The sequence below is a fragment of the Curtobacterium herbarum genome, assembly GCF_016907335.1.
Taxonomy (GTDB): Bacteria; Actinomycetota; Actinomycetes; order Actinomycetales; family Microbacteriaceae; genus Curtobacterium; species Curtobacterium herbarum.
In genome coordinates this window covers 3,215,396-3,234,896 of the sequence record NZ_JAFBBT010000001.1, presented here as the reverse complement: position 1 = coordinate 3,234,896, position 19,501 = coordinate 3,215,396, and the positions used below count along the sequence as shown (strand labels likewise).

General features: G+C 69.5%; 21 protein-coding genes and 1 pseudogene. 15 read left to right on the top strand and 7 right to left on the bottom strand.

Features of this window, described 5'->3' with window-relative positions:
* The first annotated feature begins 97 nt into the window (after nt 1–97).
* From JOD51_RS15395 to JOD51_RS15375, 5 genes are all read left to right on the top strand, one after another.
* The gene (locus JOD51_RS15395; protein WP_204610036.1) at nt 98–1,303 is read left to right on the top strand and encodes a zinc-dependent alcohol dehydrogenase; all 1,206 of its coding nucleotides are present in this window, start codon (nt 98–100) and stop codon (nt 1,301–1,303) included.
* Nucleotides 1,300–2,325: an NAD-dependent epimerase/dehydratase family protein gene (locus tag JOD51_RS15390; RefSeq protein WP_204610034.1), complete on the top strand. Its 1,026-nt coding sequence runs from the start codon at nt 1,300–1,302 to the stop codon at nt 2,323–2,325. The genes JOD51_RS15395 and JOD51_RS15390 overlap by 4 nt, the downstream gene beginning before the upstream one ends.
* A 154-nt stretch (nt 2,326–2,479) precedes the next feature.
* The gene (locus JOD51_RS15385; protein ID WP_204610032.1) at nt 2,480–3,208 is read left to right on the top strand and encodes a S1 family peptidase; all 729 of its coding nucleotides are present in this window, start codon (nt 2,480–2,482) and stop codon (nt 3,206–3,208) included.
* A 173-nt stretch (nt 3,209–3,381) separates the two neighbouring features.
* The gene (locus JOD51_RS15380) at nt 3,382–4,077 is read left to right on the top strand and encodes a helix-turn-helix transcriptional regulator (protein ID WP_204610030.1); all 696 of its coding nucleotides are present in this window, start codon (nt 3,382–3,384) and stop codon (nt 4,075–4,077) included.
* Between the two features lie 98 nt (nt 4,078–4,175).
* A complete protein-coding gene (locus JOD51_RS15375) occupies nt 4,176–4,550 on the top strand; it encodes a VOC family protein (protein ID WP_204610028.1) in 375 nt (124 codons plus the stop codon).
* A gap of 13 nt (nt 4,551–4,563) precedes the next feature.
* On the opposite strand, the pseudogene JOD51_RS17670 reads toward JOD51_RS15375, so the two are convergent.
* The 4 genes and pseudogenes from JOD51_RS17670 to JOD51_RS17415 form a co-directional block, all read right to left on the bottom strand.
* A pseudogene (locus JOD51_RS17670) lies at nt 4,564–4,704 on the bottom strand (hypothetical protein); the annotation flags it as partial.
* Nucleotides 4,705–4,839: 135 nt separating this feature from the next.
* Complete coding sequence (locus JOD51_RS15370; RefSeq protein WP_204610024.1) at nt 4,840–6,030, bottom strand: MFS transporter; 1,191 nt, start codon at nt 6,028–6,030, stop codon at nt 4,840–4,842.
* A 647-nt stretch (nt 6,031–6,677) separates the two neighbouring features.
* Nucleotides 6,678–6,893 carry a hypothetical protein gene (locus tag JOD51_RS15365; RefSeq protein WP_204610023.1) on the bottom strand — a complete coding sequence of 72 codons (216 nt, stop codon included), beginning with the start codon at nt 6,891–6,893 and terminating at the stop codon, nt 6,678–6,680.
* Between the two features lie 289 nt (nt 6,894–7,182).
* Entirely contained in the window at nt 7,183–7,305 is a 123-nt protein-coding gene (locus JOD51_RS17415; RefSeq protein ID WP_259558573.1) for a hypothetical protein, read from the bottom strand.
* A gap of 96 nt (nt 7,306–7,401) precedes the next feature.
* On the opposite strand from JOD51_RS17415, the gene JOD51_RS15360 reads away from it, so the two are divergent.
* The gene (locus tag JOD51_RS15360) at nt 7,402–11,142 is read left to right on the top strand and encodes an RHS repeat-associated core domain-containing protein (protein ID WP_204610022.1); all 3,741 of its coding nucleotides are present in this window, start codon (nt 7,402–7,404) and stop codon (nt 11,140–11,142) included.
* 359 nt (nt 11,143–11,501) lie between these two features.
* Here JOD51_RS15360 and JOD51_RS15355 read toward each other — a convergent pair whose 3' ends face one another.
* A complete protein-coding gene (locus JOD51_RS15355; RefSeq protein WP_204610020.1) occupies nt 11,502–11,687 on the bottom strand; it encodes a hypothetical protein in 186 nt (61 codons plus the stop codon).
* Between the two features lie 261 nt (nt 11,688–11,948).
* Between JOD51_RS15355 and JOD51_RS15350 the strand changes: the two genes are divergently transcribed.
* Nucleotides 11,949–12,260: a hypothetical protein gene (locus JOD51_RS15350; RefSeq protein ID WP_204610018.1), complete on the top strand. Its 312-nt coding sequence runs from the start codon at nt 11,949–11,951 to the stop codon at nt 12,258–12,260.
* Between the two features lie 230 nt (nt 12,261–12,490).
* Here JOD51_RS15350 and JOD51_RS15345 read toward each other — a convergent pair whose 3' ends face one another.
* Nucleotides 12,491–12,958, bottom strand: coding sequence for a MarR family winged helix-turn-helix transcriptional regulator (locus tag JOD51_RS15345; RefSeq protein WP_307839497.1), 468 nt, complete (start codon nt 12,956–12,958; stop codon nt 12,491–12,493).
* Between the two features lie 207 nt (nt 12,959–13,165).
* On the opposite strand from JOD51_RS15345, the gene JOD51_RS15340 reads away from it, so the two are divergent.
* The 7 genes from JOD51_RS15340 (at nt 13,166) to JOD51_RS15310 (ending at nt 17,828) form a co-directional block, all read left to right on the top strand.
* Nucleotides 13,166–13,813, top strand: a complete 648-nt coding sequence (locus JOD51_RS15340) for a COG1361 family protein (protein WP_204610016.1) — start codon at nt 13,166–13,168, stop codon at nt 13,811–13,813.
* Nucleotides 13,814–13,908: 95 nt separating this feature from the next.
* Entirely contained in the window at nt 13,909–14,793 is an 885-nt protein-coding gene (locus JOD51_RS15335; RefSeq protein WP_204610014.1) for a S26 family signal peptidase, read from the top strand.
* On the top strand, nt 14,790–15,641 hold the full coding sequence (locus JOD51_RS15330) for a LamG domain-containing protein (protein WP_204610010.1): 852 nt from the start codon (nt 14,790–14,792) through the stop codon (nt 15,639–15,641). Before JOD51_RS15335 ends, JOD51_RS15330 begins: the two co-directional genes overlap by 4 nt.
* A 42-nt stretch (nt 15,642–15,683) precedes the next feature.
* A complete protein-coding gene (locus JOD51_RS15325) occupies nt 15,684–16,349 on the top strand; it encodes a pentapeptide repeat-containing protein (RefSeq protein ID WP_204610009.1) in 666 nt (221 codons plus the stop codon).
* Nucleotides 16,346–16,810 (top strand): DUF6314 family protein, encoded by a 465-nt coding sequence (locus JOD51_RS15320; protein ID WP_204610008.1) that lies wholly within the window; start codon nt 16,346–16,348, stop codon nt 16,808–16,810. Before JOD51_RS15325 ends, JOD51_RS15320 begins: the two co-directional genes overlap by 4 nt.
* A 161-nt stretch (nt 16,811–16,971) precedes the next feature.
* Nucleotides 16,972–17,460 (top strand): fluoride efflux transporter FluC, encoded by a 489-nt coding sequence (locus JOD51_RS15315; protein WP_204610006.1) that lies wholly within the window; start codon nt 16,972–16,974, stop codon nt 17,458–17,460.
* Nucleotides 17,457–17,828, top strand: coding sequence for a fluoride efflux transporter FluC (locus JOD51_RS15310; RefSeq protein WP_204609997.1), 372 nt, complete (start codon nt 17,457–17,459; stop codon nt 17,826–17,828). Before JOD51_RS15315 ends, JOD51_RS15310 begins: the two co-directional genes overlap by 4 nt.
* On the opposite strand, the gene JOD51_RS15305 is transcribed toward JOD51_RS15310, so the two are convergent.
* Nucleotides 17,821–18,819 carry an NAD(P)/FAD-dependent oxidoreductase gene (locus JOD51_RS15305; RefSeq protein ID WP_204609995.1) on the bottom strand — a complete coding sequence of 333 codons (999 nt, stop codon included), beginning with the start codon at nt 18,817–18,819 and terminating at the stop codon, nt 17,821–17,823. The two genes, JOD51_RS15310 and JOD51_RS15305, sit on opposite strands and share 8 nt — an antisense overlap.
* Nucleotides 18,820–18,885: 66 nt before the next feature.
* Here JOD51_RS15305 and JOD51_RS15300 point away from each other — a divergent pair, with 66 nt between their 5' ends.
* Nucleotides 18,886–19,491: a helix-turn-helix domain-containing protein gene (locus tag JOD51_RS15300; RefSeq protein ID WP_204609993.1), complete on the top strand. Its 606-nt coding sequence runs from the start codon at nt 18,886–18,888 to the stop codon at nt 19,489–19,491.
* The last annotated feature ends 10 nt before the right edge of the window (nt 19,492–19,501 follow it).

Below are 19,501 nucleotides of genomic sequence, written 5' to 3'. Positions count from 1 at the left end.
CCACGCTGGGAGCTCCCCACGAGGCGGAGGCGTACCGATGGGACCACGCGCGCCGGGCCTCCCGTCCGGCCGCGACCGCGACGAGAGGAGCGCACGCATGCGCGCACTGACCTGGCAGGGCACCGAGAAGGTGTCCGTCGAGACCGTTCCCGACCCGACCATCCAGGAGCCGACGGACGCGATCGTCCGGATCACCTCCACGGCGATCTGCGGCTCCGACCTGCACCTGTACCGCGTCCTCGGCCCGTACATCGACAAGGGCGACGTCCTGGGCCACGAGCCGATGGGCATCGTCGAGGAGGTCGGCTCGGCCGTCACGAACCTCAAGGTCGGCGACCGCGTCGTCGTCCCCTTCAACATCTCCTGCGGCCACTGCTACATGTGCCAGCGCGGCCTGCAGTCGCAGTGCGAGACCACCCAGGTCACCGCGTACGGCAGCGGCGCCTCCCTGTTCGGCTTCACGAAGCTCTACGGCCAGGTCCCCGGTGGTCAGGCCGAGTACCTCCGCGTGCCGCACGCCGACTACGGGCCCATCAAGGTGCCCGACACCGGTGCCGACGACCAGTGGCTCTTCATGAGCGACATCCTGCCGACCGCATGGCAGGGCGTGCAGTACGCGAACGTGCCCGAGGGCGGGACGCTCACGGTGCTCGGTCTCGGCCCGGTCGGGCAGTTCGCCGCCCGCATCGGCAAGCACCTCGGTTACCGCGTGCTCGCCGTCGACCCGGTGCCGGCGCGTCGTGACCTCGCCGCGAAGTACGGCATCGAGACGTTCGACATGTCGAAGGACCTGGTCGCCGAGCTCGTCGACCTGACCGACGGCCGCGGCCCGGACGCCGTCGTCGACGGTGTCGGCATGGAGGCGCACGGCAACCCCGTCGCCGACCTCGCCCAGCGCGCCGCGGGTCTGCTGCCCGACAAGCTGGCGCAGAAGGCCATCGAGACCGCCGGTGTCGACCGCCTCGACGCCGTGCACACCGCGATCGACCTGGTCCGCCGCGGTGGCACCGTCTCGCTCAGCGGCGTCTACGGCGGCATGGCCGACCCGATGCCGATGATGACGATGTTCGACAAGCAGATCACCATCCGCGAGGGCCAGTGCAACGTGAAGCGCTGGATCGACGACCTGATGCCGCTCGTCGAGGACCCGTCCGACCCGCTCGGCACCCTCGACCTGACCACGCACCGGGTCTCGCTCGAGGACGCCCCGCACATGTACGAGGTCTTCCAGAAGAAGGAGGACGACTGCATCAAGGTCGTCCTCGACCCGGCACTGCCCGCGGGATCACCGGCCGCAGCATGACCCGGGTGGTCGTCGTCGGCGCCACCGGGAACGTCGGGACAGCGCTGCTCCGTCGTCTTCGGGACGCCGGCGTCGACCTGGTCGGCGTCGCGCGTCGACAGCCCGACCTGCGCGCCCAGCCGTACGACAGTGCGCTCTGGCACGCGGTCGACGTCGGCGCCCCGGACGCGATCGACCGGCTGACGGCCGTCTTCCGCGGTGCCGACGCCGTCGTCCACCTGGCGTGGGCGCTGCAGCCGACGCACGACATCCACGCGCAGCACCGCACCGACGTCCGCGGCACCGCGAACGTCCTGGCTGCCGTCGCGGCCGCGGGCGTGCCGCAGGTCGTCGTCGCGTCCTCGGTCGGCGCCTACCGCGGGGTCGACGCCGACGGCAAGCGCACCCCGGTCGACGAGTCCTGGCCGACCGACGGCATCCCGACGGCGACCTACTCGATCCACAAGGCCGAGAACGAGCGGGCCATGGACGGCTTCGAACGTGAGCACCCGGACGTCGTCGTGACCCGGCTGCGCCCCGGGCTGGTCTTCCAGCGGGACGCCGCCGCCGAGATCCGCGGACTGTTCCTCGGGCACCTGGTGCCGATGCGGATCGTGCGCTGGATCCGCTGGGCGGTGCTGCCGCTGCCGTACCCGTTCGTGTTCCAGGCCGTGCACGCCGACGACCTGGCCGACGCCTACTGGCGGGCGATCGACCGGCGGGCCGCCGGGGCGTTCAACATCGCCGCCACCCCCGTGCTCACACCGCCGCGGATGGCGCGTGTGTTCGGGATGCTCGGCGCGGTCCGCGTCCCGCTCGGCCTGGTCCGCGGGCTCGTCACGCTGACCTGGCGGCTGCGCCTGCAGCCCACCGACGCCGGCTGGGTGGACATCGCCGCCGGGGTGCCGATCATGCGCACCGACCGGGCGCGCGACGTGCTCGGGTGGGAGGCGCGGCACAGTGCCGAGGACGCCATGCGTGACCTCGTGGCCGGGTTCGCGGACGAGCACGGCGTGCCGGCGTCGCCGCCGTTGCGGGGCTGAGGGCCGGTTCGGCCGGTCGGGCCGGCTGGGCGGTTGGGCGGTCGGGCGCCCGGGTCCGCTGAAGAGCGGACTGGTGCGACCCGCTGTCGCGGGTGAGGATACGAGTCAGTTGCAGTGCGCAACTGTCTTGTGCTTCACCGACAGAGGAGTCGACATGCAGAAGTCCATCGCGGCCGCAGCCGTGGCCACCGTCATCGCCGCCGGCCTGTTCGCCGCCGCGCCCGCCTCGGCGCTCACCGCGTCCACCAGGGTCGTCGGCGGCGAGAAGGCCCCGGCGACGGCGTCGATCGTCCAGCTGCAGGCGACGGGAGGCACGATCCCCGCGGGCTACGCCAGCTCGTGCACCGGCGAGCAGATCAGCGCGTCCTGGGTCCTCACCGCCCGGCACTGCATCGACGGCATCGGGGCGATGAACGTCTACCACTCGAACTCGACGGCCAACCGCGGCACCCCCGTCGCCGTCGACCGGATCAGCGCCGCCCCCACCGGCGACGTCGCCCTCGTGCACCTGCGCACCGCGTACGCCCTGTCGTCGTACACGCAGCTGGACCTGGCCGCGACCGCGAAGTCGAGCGGCACCGGCACGATCCAGGGCTACGGCCTCCGTGCGAACGCCGTGCAGTCCGACGGGCTGTACCAGGCGTCCGTGTCCCTGACCGGGGCGAGCACCGACGCGTTCGGCGGCCGGGCGCAGCACGTGACCGGCGTCTCGGGAGCCTCGAACCACGGCGACTCCGGCGGGCCGCTCATCGTCAACGGCAAGGTCGTCGGCGTGTGCTCCACCGGTGACAGCGCCGACCCGGGGGCGAACACCCGGGCCGGGTCGAACTACGCGCTGCTCGCACAGGCGTCCTCGTGGATCCGGAGCACGGCGGGCATCTGACCGCCTGCGCGTCTGCGCGGAGCAACGGGCGTCACGGTCGTCGACCGTGGCGCCCGTTCCTCTGTCCGCGTCAGGGAGTACGGGGCCGTCCCCGACCTGACGGTCTGTCCCCGCAGCGGAACGAGGTGGCGTGGTCTGCACCGCACCGGGCCGACCTGGCGGATGATGGGACGGTGAACCGCACCGATCGTCTCTACGGTGTCGTGGAGGAGCTGCGGGCAGTGTCACCGCGGCCGCGGAGCGCGCGTCGTCTCGCAGAACGGTTCGACGTGTCCGTGCGGACCATCGAGCGGGACCTCGCCGCACTGCAGCAGTCCGGTCTGCCGATCTGGGCGGAGCCCGGCCGGACCGGTGGGTACGTCATCGATGCCGCAGCCACGCTCGGCCCCGCGGGTTTCACGCTCGACGAAGCCCTCGCGGTGGTGATCGGACTCAGCGCGCTGCAGCACAGCCCGTTCCGGCAACCCGCCCGGACCGCCGCCCGGAAGGTGCTCGCGGTCATGCCGGACCGGGACGCGGGACGGGTCAACGCCGTCGCCTCCCGGGTGCACTTCCTCGAGAGCGGAGACGAGCCGGTCGTGCCGGCCGAGTTCGCCGAGGCGCTGCGCGCCGATCGTGTCGTGCGGCTGCGCTACCAGGACGCCAGTGGTGCGGAGTCCACCCGGGACGTCGAACCGCTGGGGTCGATCGCGAAGGACGGCCAGTGGTACCTCATCGCCTGGTGTCGGCTGCGGGACGGCGTGCGGGCGTTCCGCGGCGACCGGATGCTGTCGGTGACGGTCACCGGTGAACGGCCCCCGGTCCGCACCGTCCGGCCCGAGGACCTCGCGATCCAGTACGGACGACTCCGCTCGGTCGTCGACGACTGATCCGCAGCCGACGGATCCCGCGGAACACCGACAGGACGGTGTCGCGACCACCGGTGAGGCTGGTGTCTCCGACTCACCCACTCCCTTGGAGGATCCCCGTGTCGTTCACATCCGTCCGCATCGTCACCGACGACCTCGACGGCCTCGTCGCCTTCTACGAACGGGTCACGGGCCAGCAGGCCGAGCGCCCCGCCCCGGTCTTCGCGCAGTTCAGCGGCCCCGGCGCGGACCTCGCGATCGCCAGCACCGCCACCGTCGCGATGCTCGACGGCGCCGTCACTCCCGCTGCCAACAGGTCGGTGATCATCGAGTTCGAGGTCGCCGACGTCGACGGTGAGTTCGCCAGGCTGCAGCTCGGCAGCGACGACGTCGTGCTCGAACCGACGACGATGCCCTGGGGCAACCGCTCCGCGCTCGTCCGTGATCCCGACGGCAACGTCGTCAACCTGTTCAGCAGGCCGGCGACCGACTGAGCGACCGATCTCGTCAGGCGCGCAGTCGCTGCAGTTCCTCGCGCAGTGTCTCGACGGCCCAGTCTCCTTCGCCCGCACGGAGGAGGAGGTGCACGGCCAGGCCGTCGACCAGTGCGTGCAGGCGGCGGGCCGCGTCGAGCAGCTCTGGCCCCGGAGGGTGGCGGTCCGGTCCGACCGGGCGGCCGGGTGAACGTGGACGTCGCCCCGGCCGCCGTGCTCAGGGGGTGACCCGTGCGCTCGTCCTCGTCACCCGGTCCCCGCTCGATCCGCCCGGGTCAGTGGAGCGCGATCATCGTCGCCGGGCGAGCACTCCGGAGACGACGAGCAGCAGGAGCGCGACCGTCGCCATCACCGCGACGGCGAACGGCGTGCCCGCGGCCGCGATGAGGACCCCCGCCAGTGCGCTGCCGATCGCGCCGCCGACGTTGTGGCTCGTGTTGACCCAGGTGGTCGCCGCGTTCTGACGGTGCTCACCACCGGCAGTGTGCGCGGCCATGTACGCGACGATCATGACGGGGGAGAAGAAGACGCCGGCGGCCGCGACCACGACGCTGACCGCCACGGCACCGGTGACCACCGCGATGAGTGACGAGAGCGTCAGCAGCCCGAGCGCGAGTGCGACGAGTTGCCGCGCGGGGGAACCGGGCACCTTCACCGCGCCGTAGACCAGTCCACCGACGGCACTCCCGCCCGCGAACAGCCCGAGCGCCACACCGGCCGCAGCTGCACCCCCGTGGTCGGACAGGACCGCCGGCACGGCGACGCTGAGACTGCCGGAGATGCTGCCCGCGACGAGCGCCGGCAACAGGACGGCGACGAACCGACGTTCTGCGAGCAGGGAACGACGACGTTCGACGGTCTCGCCACGAGGACGCCCGCCCATCGCTCCGACGGTGGGAGTCGCGACGAACAGCAGACCGCCGACGACGACGAGCACGGCCGGGACGAACAGTGCGAGTCCCGGGTCGACCACCGCGAGCGCCAGCCCGGCGACGGCCGGACCGACGAGGTAGAGCAGTTCCTCGACGACGGCATCGAAGCTCAGTCCCTTGCGCAGCAGGTCCCCTTCCGGGACGAGCGCTCCCCAGGCGACGCGCATGGTCGGTCCGATCGGCGGAGCGACCGCGCCCGCGGCAACGGCGAGGACCATGAGCAGCGCGTTCGGACCGTCCGCCAGCGATGTGATCGCCAGCGCGGCGACCGCCCCGCCGAAGAGGAGCACGAGGGCCCCGAGGACCGGGCGGGCACCGTGCCGGTCGATGAGCCATGCGCGGGCAGGGGCCAGGAGGCTCGCGCCGGCGCCGTAGAGGGCGACCGCGACGCCTGCCTGTGCGATCGAGCCGGTGGCATCGGAGACGGCGTAGAGGAGCGGGAGGAGGACGAGTGCGTACGCCGCGCGGCCGGTCAGTGCGGCGGAGAAGGTCGGGAGGACATGTGGTGTTGCGAGCGCGTCACGAAGACGCGCAGTCCGTGTGGACATGAGCGTGGGACTCCAGGGGCACGAGCACGCCCTGGGGGCGTGCTGATGAAGTGGATCGGAAGGCCGCGCGCTCAGAGACGAGCGCGGCTCCCGATCAATCCCCTGCAGTGAGCATCTCTGAAGCCTATCGACCGTTGCGATGCGGGTGCGTCAGTCGAAGCTGGAGTCTCACTACCGATACCGTTCAAGTGGATGCACAGCGCCGTCACGGGGACTGCAGAGCTGCGTGCATCACTTTGAGGGGTTCTTGGCCTGTTTGCTGCGCCGACAGCAACAGTGCGCTGCACAAGACCTGGAGAAGCTACTTCGGCACGTCCGACGAAGCAGCCCTCGACTGTTGAGGAATGATGACAAAATCAGTAGTACTCGGCGCCATGCTTGCCGCCGTGAACCCCAATCAAGGCAACTCAATCCCTCCAGTTCTCTGGTTTGCCGGGGTGGCGATCCTCGTTGTGGTCTGTGGAGTAGTTGTGTTCATGCGCCGTCAGCGATGATCTCCTGAAGGAGTCGGCGGCGGAGTGAGCGCGCACAGGCTTTCTCATGTGGTCGACAGTGCGTTGGAAACGCCCCAATGATCGAAATGGACAGCTCCGAGCTCCTCGCAACAGTTTCGGCTGGCTGTGGAACAGCACGCGTCGGTAGCCGATCTACGACGCGTTCGCTGCAACGCCCAGGACGAGCATGCTCACGAAGACCACCCTGATCCCGGCGGTCCGTCGCTGCTCGGGCATACGAGCGAGTGTGGTGGTTCTTCCGCCGACGTCCTTCAGGAACTCCGCGACCCGACGCGGCCAGAGGGCGAACGTCAGGCCGGCGCAGAGCAGGGCCGCTCCGGCCAGCCATGCCCCGATGGCGTCAGGCATCTCGACCTCCACGCCGGCGGCTGTGCAGGTTCGGCGTGAGCCGGATGAACTGCTCGATCGCGACCCGGACCATCGTCACCGGCTTGTCGCTCGTCTCCCGCTCATCTGCGGCGGCTCCTGATGATGGTCACGGCGATGATCACAGCAGCCAACACTGCGACGATCGCCGTGGGGATCGGTTCGAAACCCACGCCGGTGAATGCGGCAGTCAACGTGTCCTCTCGGTGAGCGGGTCGGTGTGTGCTCCCCCGGAACGGTACGCCGACGCCGCTGCTGTCCGGCGGTGGAGTCAGTCCGGGGAGTCCACCGGTGCCGGGCCGGCCGTCGCGGCCTGCTCGAACAACCCCGTGGCCAGGTCGTTGAGGACCGCGTGCAGGTCCCCACGGTGGCCGGAGTCGACCGCGCGGAGCATGGCGGCGCGATCCGCGTCTTCCCCTCGACCGGCGCCGGTAGTTCTGGCCGGCTTTCGTACTCGTCCGACCCGGGCAACACGTCGTTCTCGTCGCAGGTGTCCCTTGGGGACGCCGGCAAGCTGACGGTCGACAACACCAGCGGCGGTGCGACGTTGGACCTCGTCGTCAGCATCCAGGGCTACTTCGTTCAGAACAACCCGGGTGGCGGATTCACCCCGCAGACCGGCCGGCTGGCGGACACTCGTACCGGCACAAGCATCCCCTCGGGGAGCTCCATCGCGGTGCAGGTCGCCGGCGCACGCGCAGGAGTGCCGACGGTCGAAGCCGGCCTCTCCGCAGTTGCGATGACCGTCACCGCCGTCAATCAGGACACTCGTGCCGCTTCGGCGAAGGTCTGGGCGGATGGTGCGGCTGAGCCGGGGATCCAGTCGCTGTACAGCGAGGAAGGGTCGATACAGACGACCACCGTCATCGCTCCGGTCGGTTCCAACGGCAACATCCGCATCAAGAACCAGGGTGCGGGCACCTTGAACTTCGTCGTCGACCTGCAGGGCACCTACAACTCCCTGCCCGGCGGCCCGGCAGACACGAACCAGACGGGCCAGCGCACGTCCGCGACTCGGTTGCCGTTCACCGTCTCTGACCAGACCTCCGCTTCTGTCGATGTCGGTACGGGCAACCTGATGGTCTCGACCGCAGCAATGAGCCTGCCGGGTGCGACGTCGTCGGCGCCGATCGGCGCCGCCTACAACTCTCGGTCCACGCACGAGGCGAACACCGCGACGATGGACGCCAACCGGTGGCAGTACAGCCTCGCCAGCGCAGGTACCCTCACGGCGAACGCGCTCGGTGTCGTGTACCTCGACGCACAGGGCACCGCGTGGCAGTTCACACGTGCCGGCACCGGCGCCTTCACAACCCCGGCCGGGCTGCAGCAAACCCTCACCCGCACCCTCAGTGCGACAGACGAATACCAGCTGAAGGGGTGGACGACGAACCAGATCATCCACTTCAACCTCGCCGGCTTGCCGAAGTCGATCGAGGACCGCAACAGCAACACGGTCCGCTTCACGTACGACAGCACCAAGACCTTCGCGTTCACCTCCATCGTCTCCACCGCCGGTTCTGATGGCGCCAAGACGTTGCAGTCGTCCTACGCGAACGGTGTGCAGACGTTCACGCAAACCAGCGGCAGCTCGTCGCGGTCGGTCTCGTGGACGAAGAACGCCACCGGGGACATCACCACCTACACCGACGCGACCGGCAAGAAGACGACGTTCGGGTACACGAGCGGCGACCTCACCTCGATCACTGCACCGAACGGCGGCGTCACGTCGTTCACCTACGACGGCAACGACCGGGTGACGAAGGTCTCCCAGTCGAACACGACGGCCGGTTCGCCCGGAACCGCAGTGACCCGGCTGTCCTACGTCAGCGACACCTCCACCCAGGTCGCGGACCCCCGCTCGGACCAGAGCGCGACGGTCGCGAACGCGAAGCACACCACGTACACGCTGGACAGCAAGGACCTGGTCACCAAGACCGTCGACCCGATCAACCGCGAGCGGTCGAAGTCGTACAACTCGGCCAACAACGGTGTCGCCACCTCCCAGGTCGGCGCGGCCGGCGCCGACAGCACCGGCACGACCTCGAACAAGTACGACAAGAACGACAGCCAGTCCCTGACGGCATCCCAGTCGGGCTCCGGTTCGTCGTCGTCAGCGGAGTACGGCTCGTCCTCGTCCGCCGCGGCGTACCTGCCCTCGAAGGTCACGAGCAGCTCCAGCTCGAGCTCGAGCATGGAGTACGACGACTACGGCAACCAGACGTCGTCCCAGTCGGGCTCGGTCGCCGGGTCGAAGGCGACGATCGACTACAACGGTGACGGCACCGTGAAGCAGGCGACCGCGCCGGGCAACTCCGGCAACCCGACGAAGTACACCTACGACGCGAACAAGCAGCTGTCGAAGATCACGCCGCCGACCGGCACCAGCGTCGGGGTGAAGGACTACACCTACGACGCGTTCGGTCGGGTGAAGACCGAGACGGACGGCCGTGGCAACACGACCACGTTCGGCTACGACAACGACGACCGGGGCACCACGACGTCATTCAGTGACGGCACCGCCACCGTGACGAACACGTACGACGCGAACGGCAACCAGACCGGTCAGGCTTCAGCGACCGGCACGATCACCAACGGCTACGACCAGCAGAACCGGATCGTCAGCACGGTGAACTCTGCCGGGGGCGGGCAGGTGTCGTACGGCTACGACCTCGCCGGGAACACCGTCACGGTCACGGACGCGCAGGGCACTGTCACGCACGACTACGACTCGTCCGGTGCGCTGACCACGACGACGTACCCGAGTGGCGCCGGCACCGCGAAGCAGCTGTACAAGACCGATAAGAACAGCGGCCGCCGCACGGACGTATGGCTCAACGCAACTCCCAACCCGGACACGTCGAAGGATCCGGAGGTGTGGGAAGCGCACCAGAAGACGACCTACGACAAGTCCGGCAAGATCACACGCATCCAAGCGTGGGGCGACGAGAACCGGTCGAACCCGATCGTTGACACCACGTACTGCTACATCGCGGACACCACTGCGGGCGGCACCTGCGCCGCGAACGAGGCAAACGACCGCGACAAGCTGCAGTGGTCCAAGGACAACACCACCAACCAGGCCGACTCCGGCCTGGTCACGGAGTACGGATACAAGTCCGACGACGACGCCCCGACGGACCGGCTCACCTCGGTGACCCAGACCGGCGGCTCCAAGCCGACCAACTGGAAGTTCACGTACGACGACGCTGGCAACCGCACCCGCGCTCTCGCCACCGACGTTGCGTCGGGTGATGTGAAGACCGACACAAAGTTCAGCTTCAACGCCGTCGGTCAGATCACCACCGCCGGCTACCAGTACGACGGCACGGGCAACATGACCGCCGCTCCGGGGGAGACCTTCACATACAACGGTGCGCAGCAGATGACCGCCTCCACAAAGGACGGCGTCAAGACCAGCTACACCTACGCCGGCGCCGACATGAACAAGCTGCTCTCCCAGGCCACCGACGGCGGCAAGGCGTACCAGTACACGTATGGAACGTCCGACCGCAACGGTGTCCCCGTGATCACCGCGCGTATCGTCGCTGGTGTCGGGACCGCGTCCGTGTTGAGTGACCCGGCAAGCGGCCGTCCGCTGGATCTTCGGACCACGGACGGGACCACGAGCATGTGGGTCATCGACGGCATCGGTAACCCCGCCGCCGCGATCACGGACAAGGGTGCGAAGGCGTATGTCGTGTCGTACTCCCCGTACGGCGGCGAGACCGTCTCCTACGGCGACACCAGTGCGCAGTGGCAGCAGAACCCCTATGGGTTCAAGGGCGGAATCCGTTCCAGCAGCACCAGCAACGGACTGACCAAGTTCGGGTACCGCTGGCAAACCGCAAAAACCGGCACCTGGACTGAACGTGACACCCTCGACGCGCCGCTCAGTCCGTCGAACGCTAACCGCTACTCGTATGCTGGTGGTAATCCAATCAACTTGTCCGACTCGACTGGGCGTGTTGCTGGGGTGAAGTATTTGGACGAAGTCATTGGTGGCGTGATCACCGGCCAACAGCTGGACCAAGCCGTTGGCACTGGCGACTCAAAGCAGGTAGCCCAGGCCGTTACTGGAGAGATCGTCGGCACTGCAGTTAGTGCCACTTGCGCCGGCGTCACCGCAAGTTTGACAGGTGGTGCCGCGCTCGTTGCAGTGGGCGGATGTTTCGCTGCTGGCGAGATCGCAGGTTCATACGCATCCACCGGAAAGGCTCCTTGGCAATGAAAAACACCAACAGCGTGAAGCTTGAAATATCGATTGGCGTTGTGTTCACCATCATTGGCGCAGTAGCCTTGCTTGGTCCACTTCAAAATTCCTTCCGTGGTGCGCCGATGTGGATTCTTGGCATCTTGCTCCTACTTGCCGCTGGATATATGTTCATTGACGCGGCAAGAAACCATCGAAGGAATAAGCAGCGGTAAGCCCTGACGCACACGCTGGTTTGCCAGCAATGGTGCATAGCTGTTGCTGATGACGATGCCCCGACTCGTTCTGAGAATCGGGGCATCGTTGTGCTAACGGGCCGGTTCACGGCATGAAACACCGCGGTACGCCGGCACTGACGTCCGGTCGCATCGACTTGCTCACAGGTCGTGGTCGACGAGCGTGACCACGATTGGAAGTTCGACCGGCAGGGCGATATCGCCCGGTGCCGGTGCCGGTGCCGGTGCCGCGTCAGGGGTGACGGCCACTGCGCCCTGCAAGCGGCGCAGTCGGCGCCACGTTTCGTGGCGCTCTGGCCGGAGCCCGGGGAGGTGCTGTTCGATCATGGGCGGCATCACCGGTTCACGCGACGACGAAGAAGTCGGCGTAGGGCGGCCAGGACAAAGAAGGTTCCGGTGCCGTCGAAGCGGGCGACGACGATGGCGTTGAGTTCCGAGGGCGGTGTCAGGCCGCTGCGTCGCCATTCGATTAAGTTGATTGTTTTTTATTCTGGTTTTGACAATTGCGACGTTGGCCAACGTTGCTTTGATTCTGGTCGTTAGGCACTTCAAGTCATAAGCAGACCGGTGGCACCGGGGACCGCGTCGATGAAAGATGGCGTCAAGACGAGCTACACCTACGCCGGTGCCGACATGAACAAGCTGCTCTCCCAGGCCACCGACGGCGGCACGGCGTACCAGTACACATATGGAACCAACGACCAGAACGGGGTGCCGGTGATCACCGCACGAACCGCCGCCGGTGTCGGGACCGCGTCGGTGCTCAGCGACCCCGTGACGGGTCAGCTGCTGGACCTCCGCACGACGGACGGCACCACGAGCATATGGATCATCGACGGCGGTCCGCATTTTGGTCAATTGGCCTGGTCGCGGGGCCAATTGTTGCAATCACTGGTCTAGTGCTGTTATTGATTGGCTCCAACTGGGCGATAGTGATCGCAATCCCGGGGGCAGTGCTCACCGCGTTCTTTATCTTCGGATGGTTTCGGAATCGGCACCCCCCGTGTCTCAGTGGGACTGCGATGACGCGCACCTGACCGGCGCCGCGATCGGAGCGCACCGCGACGATCGACCTTCGGGTGCACGTTCGTCGCCGGTGACGCCAACGCTGCTGCTGTCCGGCGGCGGGGTCAGTCCGGGGCGTCCGCCGGGGCAGGGCCGGCGGTGGCGGCCTGCTCGAACAGCCCCGTGGCCAGGTCGTTGAGGACCGCGTGCAGGTCCCCACGGTGGCCGGAGTCGACCGCGCGGAGCATGGCGGCGTAGCGCTCCCGGTAGTCCGCGACGACGGCCTCGCCCGCTGGACGCAGACGCAGCAGTGATCCGCGCCGGTCGGTCGGGTTCGGCGTGCGCTCGAGGAGTCCCGCCGTCGAGAGCCGGTCGACCATGTTCGTCACGGCCCCGGAGGTCAGGCCGAGGAACCCGGCGACCTCGGTGGGGGTGGAGTAGCCGGTGTCGCTGATGAGCACGAGTGCACGGAGGCCGCTCTCGTGCACGCCGGCGCGGGCGCTGAGCTGCCCCACCAGGCTCGCGTTGGCGCGCACGACGGCGTCGAACGCGGTCATCAGGTCCATCGCGTCGTGCTCGTCCTGCTCGCTCACGGGCTGGTCTCCAGATCTCTCTCGTTGCGGGAGGTTACCGGGCCGACGCGTGTCTGCCGGGCGCCGGTGCGCCTCCCGTCCGTCGTGTCCCCCGCTCTGGGGGCCGCGCGGCGGTTCCGTCTTGTTGAACCGGTGACTATCTTAATCATTGAGCAATCGGCCGAACGGAGGTTGCGAACCAGCCCCCCACGAACATCGAGGTACCCCGTGTCCAACCAGCTCCGCACCTCCCCGCTGAAGCGCATCCGTTTCGCACCCGTGGCGCTCCTCGCGGGCATCTTCGCCGCCGTGCTCCTCTCCCTCTCGCTCACCGGCACCCTGTCCGGGTTCGCCGCGAGCATCACCAACAGCAGCAACACCGCTGCCAGCGGCACGCTGATCATGCAGGAGCAGAACGCCAACGCGTCGGTCACCTGCCTCAGCACCGATGGCGGCTCGGTCTCGACCAACGCCGCGACCTGCTCCACCATCAACAAGTTCGGTGGCAGCACGACGATGACCCCGGGCAACACGGTCAACACCCCGATCACCATCAAGAACACCGGCACCGCAGCCGCCAGCACCTTCACCCTGACCCCGGGCGCCGCCTGCACGCAGAGCGCGAACGGCACGTCGAACGGCACCGCGACCGACCTGTGCGCGAAGATGAACCTCGTCGTCACCTCGGGCTCCGCCACCGTCTTCTCCGGCACCCTCGCCAGCTTCAAGGGCGGCGCCGCGATCACCTTGCCGACCGCTCCCGCCGCCGGTGCGAGCGTCCCCTTCAACTTCGCGGTCACGCTCGACTCCTCGGCCGGCAACACCTACCAGGGCCTCGCCGCCGCGGTGCCGATGACCTGGACCTTCACGGCCTGATCAGCAGTACCCCTGACCGGCGACGCTCGACCGACCCCCCTCCGGTCGAGCGTCGCCATTCCCCGTGACCACGACCGACCAGGACGGAGCAGCACATGAGCCTCACCCCGGCCATCCCGCTCAGCGGGACCCTGCCGCGGCCGTTCCTCGGCGGACGCCCGGTCAGCCGCTCCGAGACCGTCATGGCCTGGTCGGTCGCCACGATCGCGGCGCTGCTCCTCACCGCCGCCGTCCTCTTCCTCACCAACGGCGGCCGCTGGTTCGTCGTCGAGACCCCGTCGATGGGTGAAGCCGCCCCCGTCGGCACGCTCGTCCTCGACATGCCGGTGCAGGCGTCGTCCCTCCGGATCGGCGACATCGTGTCCTACTGGACCCCGGCGAACCCCGACGTCACCTACACGCACCGCGTCGTCGCGATCGACCCCGACGGCGGCATCCACGCCCGCGGTGACGTGAACGGTGCCGAGGACCCGTGGACGCTCACCCAGGAGAACCTGGTCGGCTCGCCGGTCCTGCTCGTCCCGCACCTGGGCTGGCTCTTCCGGGCCGCCCCGATCCTCCTGATCGGCACGCTCCTCATCTGGGCCCTGACCAGCGCCTTCACCGACCGGATCACGCGCGGCAGCCTGCGCATCGCCGGCAGCGCGCTCACCGTGTCGTACGCCGCGTTCCTGCTCAAGCCGTTCGTCAACGTCACGACGATCTCGAACGCATCCGCGAAGGGCACCGTCGAGGCGACCGTCGTCTCCTCCGGCATGTTCCCCGTCCGCATCGACGCCGTCGGCGGCAACACCGTGCACCTGGTCGACGGCGAGGTCGGTCGGGTCACCATCCACGAACTCTCCCACCACGGGCAGTACCAGCTGATGTCGAGCATCGACCTCGACCCGATGGGCTGGGCCGCGCTCATCGCCGCCTGCCTGCTGCCGCTGCTGTTCTGCCTGGCGTTCGGCCGCGTCGAGGCGGTGCGTGCCGCGTGAACCTGCACCGACTCCGTGACGGCAAGGTCATCGCCGTCCTGCTCGTCGTCGCGCTCGCCGTCGTCATCGTGTTGAACCAGTTCGCGCCGACCCGGTCCGCCTTCAGCGCGAAGGTGACGAACGGGTCGAACAGCGCCGGTACCGCCAGCTACTTCACCTGCGCGAGTGCGGTCGACGTGGACAACGCCAACGCACTGTTCACCTACCAGCTCACCGAAGCCTCCAACGCGAAGACCGCCGTCGACGACTCCGGCAAGGCCGCGAACGGCACGTACCAGGGGTCGATGACCACGGCGACGACGACCCCCAAGGCCTGCCCCCGCGACACCGGCGGCGCGTACGTGCTGGACGGCTCGTCGAGCTTCGTCTCCACCCCGACCATGTACCGCAACCCGACCACCTTCAGCGAGGAGGTCTGGTTCCGCACCACGGTCGCCGGCGGCCTGCTCATCGGGTTCGGCAGCAACCAGGTCACCGTCTCCGGGCAGCACGACCGCCAGGTGTACCTCAACACCAGCGGGCAGCTCGTCTTCGGTACCTACAACAACACGACGCAGGTCGTCACGTCGCCCAAGGCCTACAGCGACGGAGCCTGGCACCACGTCGTCGCGACGATGTCCGCCTCGACGGGGATGCGGCTCTACGCCGACGGAGCACTCGTCGCCTCGAACGCCGCCTTCACCACCCCGGAGACCGCGAACGGGTACTTCCGCGTCGGCTACGACACGATCACCGGGTGGCCGGGGGCGGGTGCCTACTACTTCGCCGGCTCGATGCGGTTCGCCGCCGTGTACAGCTCGGTGCTCTCCGCCACGCAGGTCGCGAACCACTACAACGCCGGGCGCTGAGGCGCGTCCCCGCTCGTCGGTGCCGCGCGCCAGACTGGGGGCATGGCACGGAAGACCGGCGTCACGGCGCCCCGCATCACGCTCACCGAACCGACGGACCTGGAGGACTGGACGCCCGGCCCCGGCGACGTCCTGACCGGCGACCGCATCGAGGGCAAGCGCATCGGCGTCCTCGAGCTGTCCGGTGAGCGGCTGCCCGACCTGGAGGTCGAGGAGTGCGTCATCGAGACCCTCCGCGCCGGCGACGCCGAACTCCGTGGCTTCCGGATCCGCGACAGCGTCGTCGAGGTCCTCGACGCCCCCGTGCTCCGCGCCGTCAGCGGTGCCTGGCGGGAGGTCCGGATCGCCGGCGGCCGGGTCGGCTCGGCCGAACTGCACGACAGCTCCCTCGCCGGCGTCGAGTTCGTCGGACTGAAGCTCGGGTTCGTCAACCTCCGCGCCTCGACGCTCACCGACGTGGTCTTCCGCGACTGCGTCATCGACGAGATCGACATCGCGGACGCCCGACTGCTGCGGGTGTCGTTCCCGGGCAGTACCGTGCGGGAGTTCGCGGGCACGAACACCCGCATCGAGGACGTCGACCTGCGGGACGCGGACCTCGACCGCCTGGAGCGGCTGGACGGCCTGCGCGGTGCGACGATCGGCGGCGAGCAGCTGTTCACGCTCGCGCCGCTGCTGGCCGCCCAGGCCGGCTACCGGGTCGAGTGACCGGCGCACTCGCACCCACCGACCTGCTCGGGCAGTGGGTGCTCGAGCGGACGGTGCACGACCGGCTCGCCGACCTGCGCGGCACCGTCACGGGTACGACCGAGCTCAACGCGGTCGACGACGACACCGTGCGCTGGCACGAGACCGGCACGATGGTCCTCGGTGACCGCACGACCCCGGTGTGGCGGACACTGGCGGTCCGGCGCGGCGCGGCCGCGGTCACCGGCGGCGGCCCGGCCCGCGGCGGTCCCGATGCCCCGGACGGCCGGTGGCGGGTCTGCTTCGCCGACGGTCGCCCCTTCCACGACTGGGTGTGGGGAGCTCGCGTCGAGCACGCCTGCGACCCCGACGACTACACGGGCCTGCTCGCCGGGACGCCCGAGCGGTGGACCGTCCGCTGGCACGCACGGGGCCCCGCGAAGGACCTGCTCCTCGCGAGCACGCTCACCCCGATGCGGTGACGGCCGGTCGGCACACGATCGCGCGGTGCCCGGTCGGAGGTGCATACTGGTGTCGTCATCCGACCCGGCAGTGGGGCTTGCCGGACCCAACCTCGACGTCCGTCGACAACAGTCCCTATCTCAGCTGGTCGCGTTCCGACGCGCCTGAGGTAGGGAGAGCCATGTCCGAACCCGTGGGGACCGACCCCGACATCGACGATGCGTCCACCGATGCGTCCACGTCCGCGACACCGCGACCGGTGCACCTGCGGTGGCGCTACCTCGGCCTCGTGGCGGTCGGGGGTGCGATCGGCACCGCCGCGCGCGAAGCGATCAGCACGGCGTTCCCGGCGCAGCACGGAGTGTCGTGGGCGATCTTCTGGATCAACGTCTCCGGTGCGCTCCTGCTGGGGCTGCTGCTCGAGCACCTCGCCCGCCGGGGAGCTGATGCGGGCCGCCGCCGGACGATGCGGCTCCTGCTCGGCACCGGAGTCCTCGGCGGCTTCACCACGTACAGCACCCTCGCGACGAGCACCGCGGTCCTGTTCCGCGACGGCCGCGGGCTCGACGGGACCGGGTACTCGCTGCTGACGGTGCTCACCGGTGCCGTGGCGACCGGTGTCGGCATCGCCGTCGCGGGCCGGATCCGGTCGAACGGAGCGCGGGCATGAGCGCGGTGGTCTTCCTCGGCGTCGCGGCTGCCGGCGGTCTCGGTGCGGCGCTGCGCTTCGTCCTGGACGGGGCGGTCAACCGGGGGCGGGAGTTCCGGATCCCGGTCGGGACGCTGACGATCAACGTCACCGGTTCGTTCCTCCTGGGCGTCGTCACCGGCGCCGCCGGGCACCTCGGCGTCGTGCCGGTCGCGGTCCTCGGCACCGGGCTCCTGGGCGGCTACACGACGTTCAGCACCGCCAGCTTCGAGACCGTCCGCCTGGCCCGCAGCGGCCGCACCACGGCCGCCGCGGTCAACGGGCTCGGGATGCTCGTGGTGTCGGTGGCCGCTGCTGCCGCGGGTGTCGCGCTCGGCGCCCTCACCTGACCGGGAAGGGCGCATCGACTCCTTCCGCTGCGCGCCCCCGGACCGCGGCCGCGACGTCCGCCTGCAGCAGGTCGCCGTGCACGGCCGCCCCGGTCTGCGACCCCGCCGCTGCCGCGACGACCACGGTGTGCATCGCGTTCGCCGCGTTGCCCGCCGCGTACACGCCGGGCACGTCGGTCCGTCCGACCGCGTCGACCGCCAGCACCCGGCCGATCACCGTGCCGTTGACCTCCTGGTCCACCGGTGTCAGCCCGAGTCGGGCGGCCCACTCGACCCGGGCCTCGACCCGGCTCGCAGCCGCCAGGGCATCGAGCCCGACGACGGTCCCGTCCGCGAGCTCCACTCCGGACAGCGCGTCGCCGTCGGAGAGCACACGGACGATCGGGGTCCGGACCACCCGGATGTCGCGGGCTGCGAAACCGGCCAGCACGGTGTCGTCGAGCAGGTCGGGATCCGCCACGAACGCCGTGACGTCGTCGCTCAGCGCGCGGAACAGCTGTACCTGGTGCGCGGCCGCCGCCATCGTGACGAGGACCCCGATCCGGCGGTCGCGGACCTCCCACCCGTGGCAGAACGGGCAGTGCACGACCCCGCGGCCCCACTGCTCCGCCAGCCCCGGGACGTCGGGCAGGACGTCGACCGCCCCGCCGGCCACGACCACGCGGCGGGCGGCGACGACCTCGCCAGAGGCCAGGGTCAGCCGGAAACCGACCGGGTCGTCGGCGGTGACGGGTGTGGCGGACGCGGCCACGATCCTCCCGTCCGTCACGGTGACCCCGTAGCGGGCGACCTCCTGGCGCCCGATCCGGACCAGCTCGCGGGGTGCGGTGCCCTCCTGGCCCAGCAGGTTGTGGACGCCCTCGGCGGGTGCGTTGCGGGGCTCACCCGCGTCGACGACCAGGACGGAGCGGCGCGAGCGCCCGAGGATGAGGGCGGCGGACAGGCCGGCGGGACCGCCGCCGACGACGATGACGTCGAAGTGTTGAGACATGCGGTGATCCTCGGTCGCCCGTGATGAAAGCGGCAAGTGCTGTTGCCGGTGTGGCAAGCTCGGCGCATGACACCCGGCCGGGAGGCACGCCCCACCGAACCGACGACGGCCGACGTCGTCGACGCGGTCGGCCCGCGCCTCCGGGCGCTCCGCACCCGACGCGACGTCACCCTCGCGGCACTCGCAGAGCGGACCGGGATCTCGATCAGCACCCTGTCCCGCCTGGAGTCGGGGCAGCGGAAGCCCACCCTGGAACTGCTGCTGCCACTGGCACGCGCGTACCAGGTGCCGCTCGACGACCTGGTCGGGGCGCCGGCGACCGGCGACCCGCGGGTGCACCTCAAGCCGGAGCGGCACGGTCGCCGCGTGGTGATCCCGCTGACGAAGCGGACCGGGGGAGTGCGGTCGTTCAAGCAGCTCATCGAACCGAACGACCACGGCTCGGACACGACGCTGAAGACGCACGAGGGCTACGAGTGGCTCTACGTGCTCTCCGGCCGGCTCCGACTGGCGCTCGGCGACGAGGTGTTCGACCTCGGCCCGGGTGAGGTCGCCGAGTTCGACACCCACACCCCGCACTGGGTCGGCAACGTCTCGGACCAGGTGACCGAGGTGCTCTGCCTGTACGGGCCGCAGGGGGAGCGGGCGCACGTGCGGTCGAAGCCCGCCTGATCGGCGACCG

What these genes read in the sequence shown, in the direction of transcription:
- JOD51_RS15395 (WP_204610036.1), top strand. Translation starts at nt 98, where the DNA reads ATGCGCGCACTGACCTGGCAGGGCACCGAGAAGGTGTCCGTCGAGACC.
- JOD51_RS15390 (WP_204610034.1), top strand. Translation starts at nt 1,300, where the DNA reads ATGACCCGGGTGGTCGTCGTCGGCGCCACCGGGAACGTCGGGACAGCG.
- JOD51_RS15385 (WP_204610032.1), top strand. Translation starts at nt 2,480, where the DNA reads ATGCAGAAGTCCATCGCGGCCGCAGCCGTGGCCACCGTCATCGCCGCC.
- JOD51_RS15370 (WP_204610024.1), bottom strand. Translation starts at nt 6,030, where the DNA reads ATGTCCACACGGACTGCGCGTCTTCGTGACGCGCTCGCAACACCACAT.
- JOD51_RS15365 (WP_204610023.1), bottom strand. Translation starts at nt 6,893, where the DNA reads ATGCCTGACGCCATCGGGGCATGGCTGGCCGGAGCGGCCCTGCTCTGC.
- JOD51_RS17415 (WP_259558573.1), bottom strand. Translation starts at nt 7,305, where the DNA reads ATGCTCCGCGCGGTCGACTCCGGCCACCGTGGGGACCTGCACGCGGTC.
- JOD51_RS15355 (WP_204610020.1), bottom strand. Translation starts at nt 11,687, where the DNA reads ATGATCGAACAGCACCTCCCCGGGCTCCGGCCAGAGCGCCACGAAACG.
- JOD51_RS15350 (WP_204610018.1), top strand. Translation starts at nt 11,949, where the DNA reads ATGAAAGATGGCGTCAAGACGAGCTACACCTACGCCGGTGCCGACATG.
- JOD51_RS15335 (WP_204610014.1), top strand. Translation starts at nt 13,909, where the DNA reads ATGAGCCTCACCCCGGCCATCCCGCTCAGCGGGACCCTGCCGCGGCCG.
- JOD51_RS15325 (WP_204610009.1), top strand. Translation starts at nt 15,684, where the DNA reads ATGGCACGGAAGACCGGCGTCACGGCGCCCCGCATCACGCTCACCGAA.
- JOD51_RS15315 (WP_204610006.1), top strand. Translation starts at nt 16,972, where the DNA reads ATGTCCGAACCCGTGGGGACCGACCCCGACATCGACGATGCGTCCACC.
- JOD51_RS15310 (WP_204609997.1), top strand. Translation starts at nt 17,457, where the DNA reads ATGAGCGCGGTGGTCTTCCTCGGCGTCGCGGCTGCCGGCGGTCTCGGT.
- JOD51_RS15305 (WP_204609995.1), bottom strand. Translation starts at nt 18,819, where the DNA reads ATGTCTCAACACTTCGACGTCATCGTCGTCGGCGGCGGTCCCGCCGGC.
- JOD51_RS15300 (WP_204609993.1), top strand. Translation starts at nt 18,886, where the DNA reads ATGACACCCGGCCGGGAGGCACGCCCCACCGAACCGACGACGGCCGAC.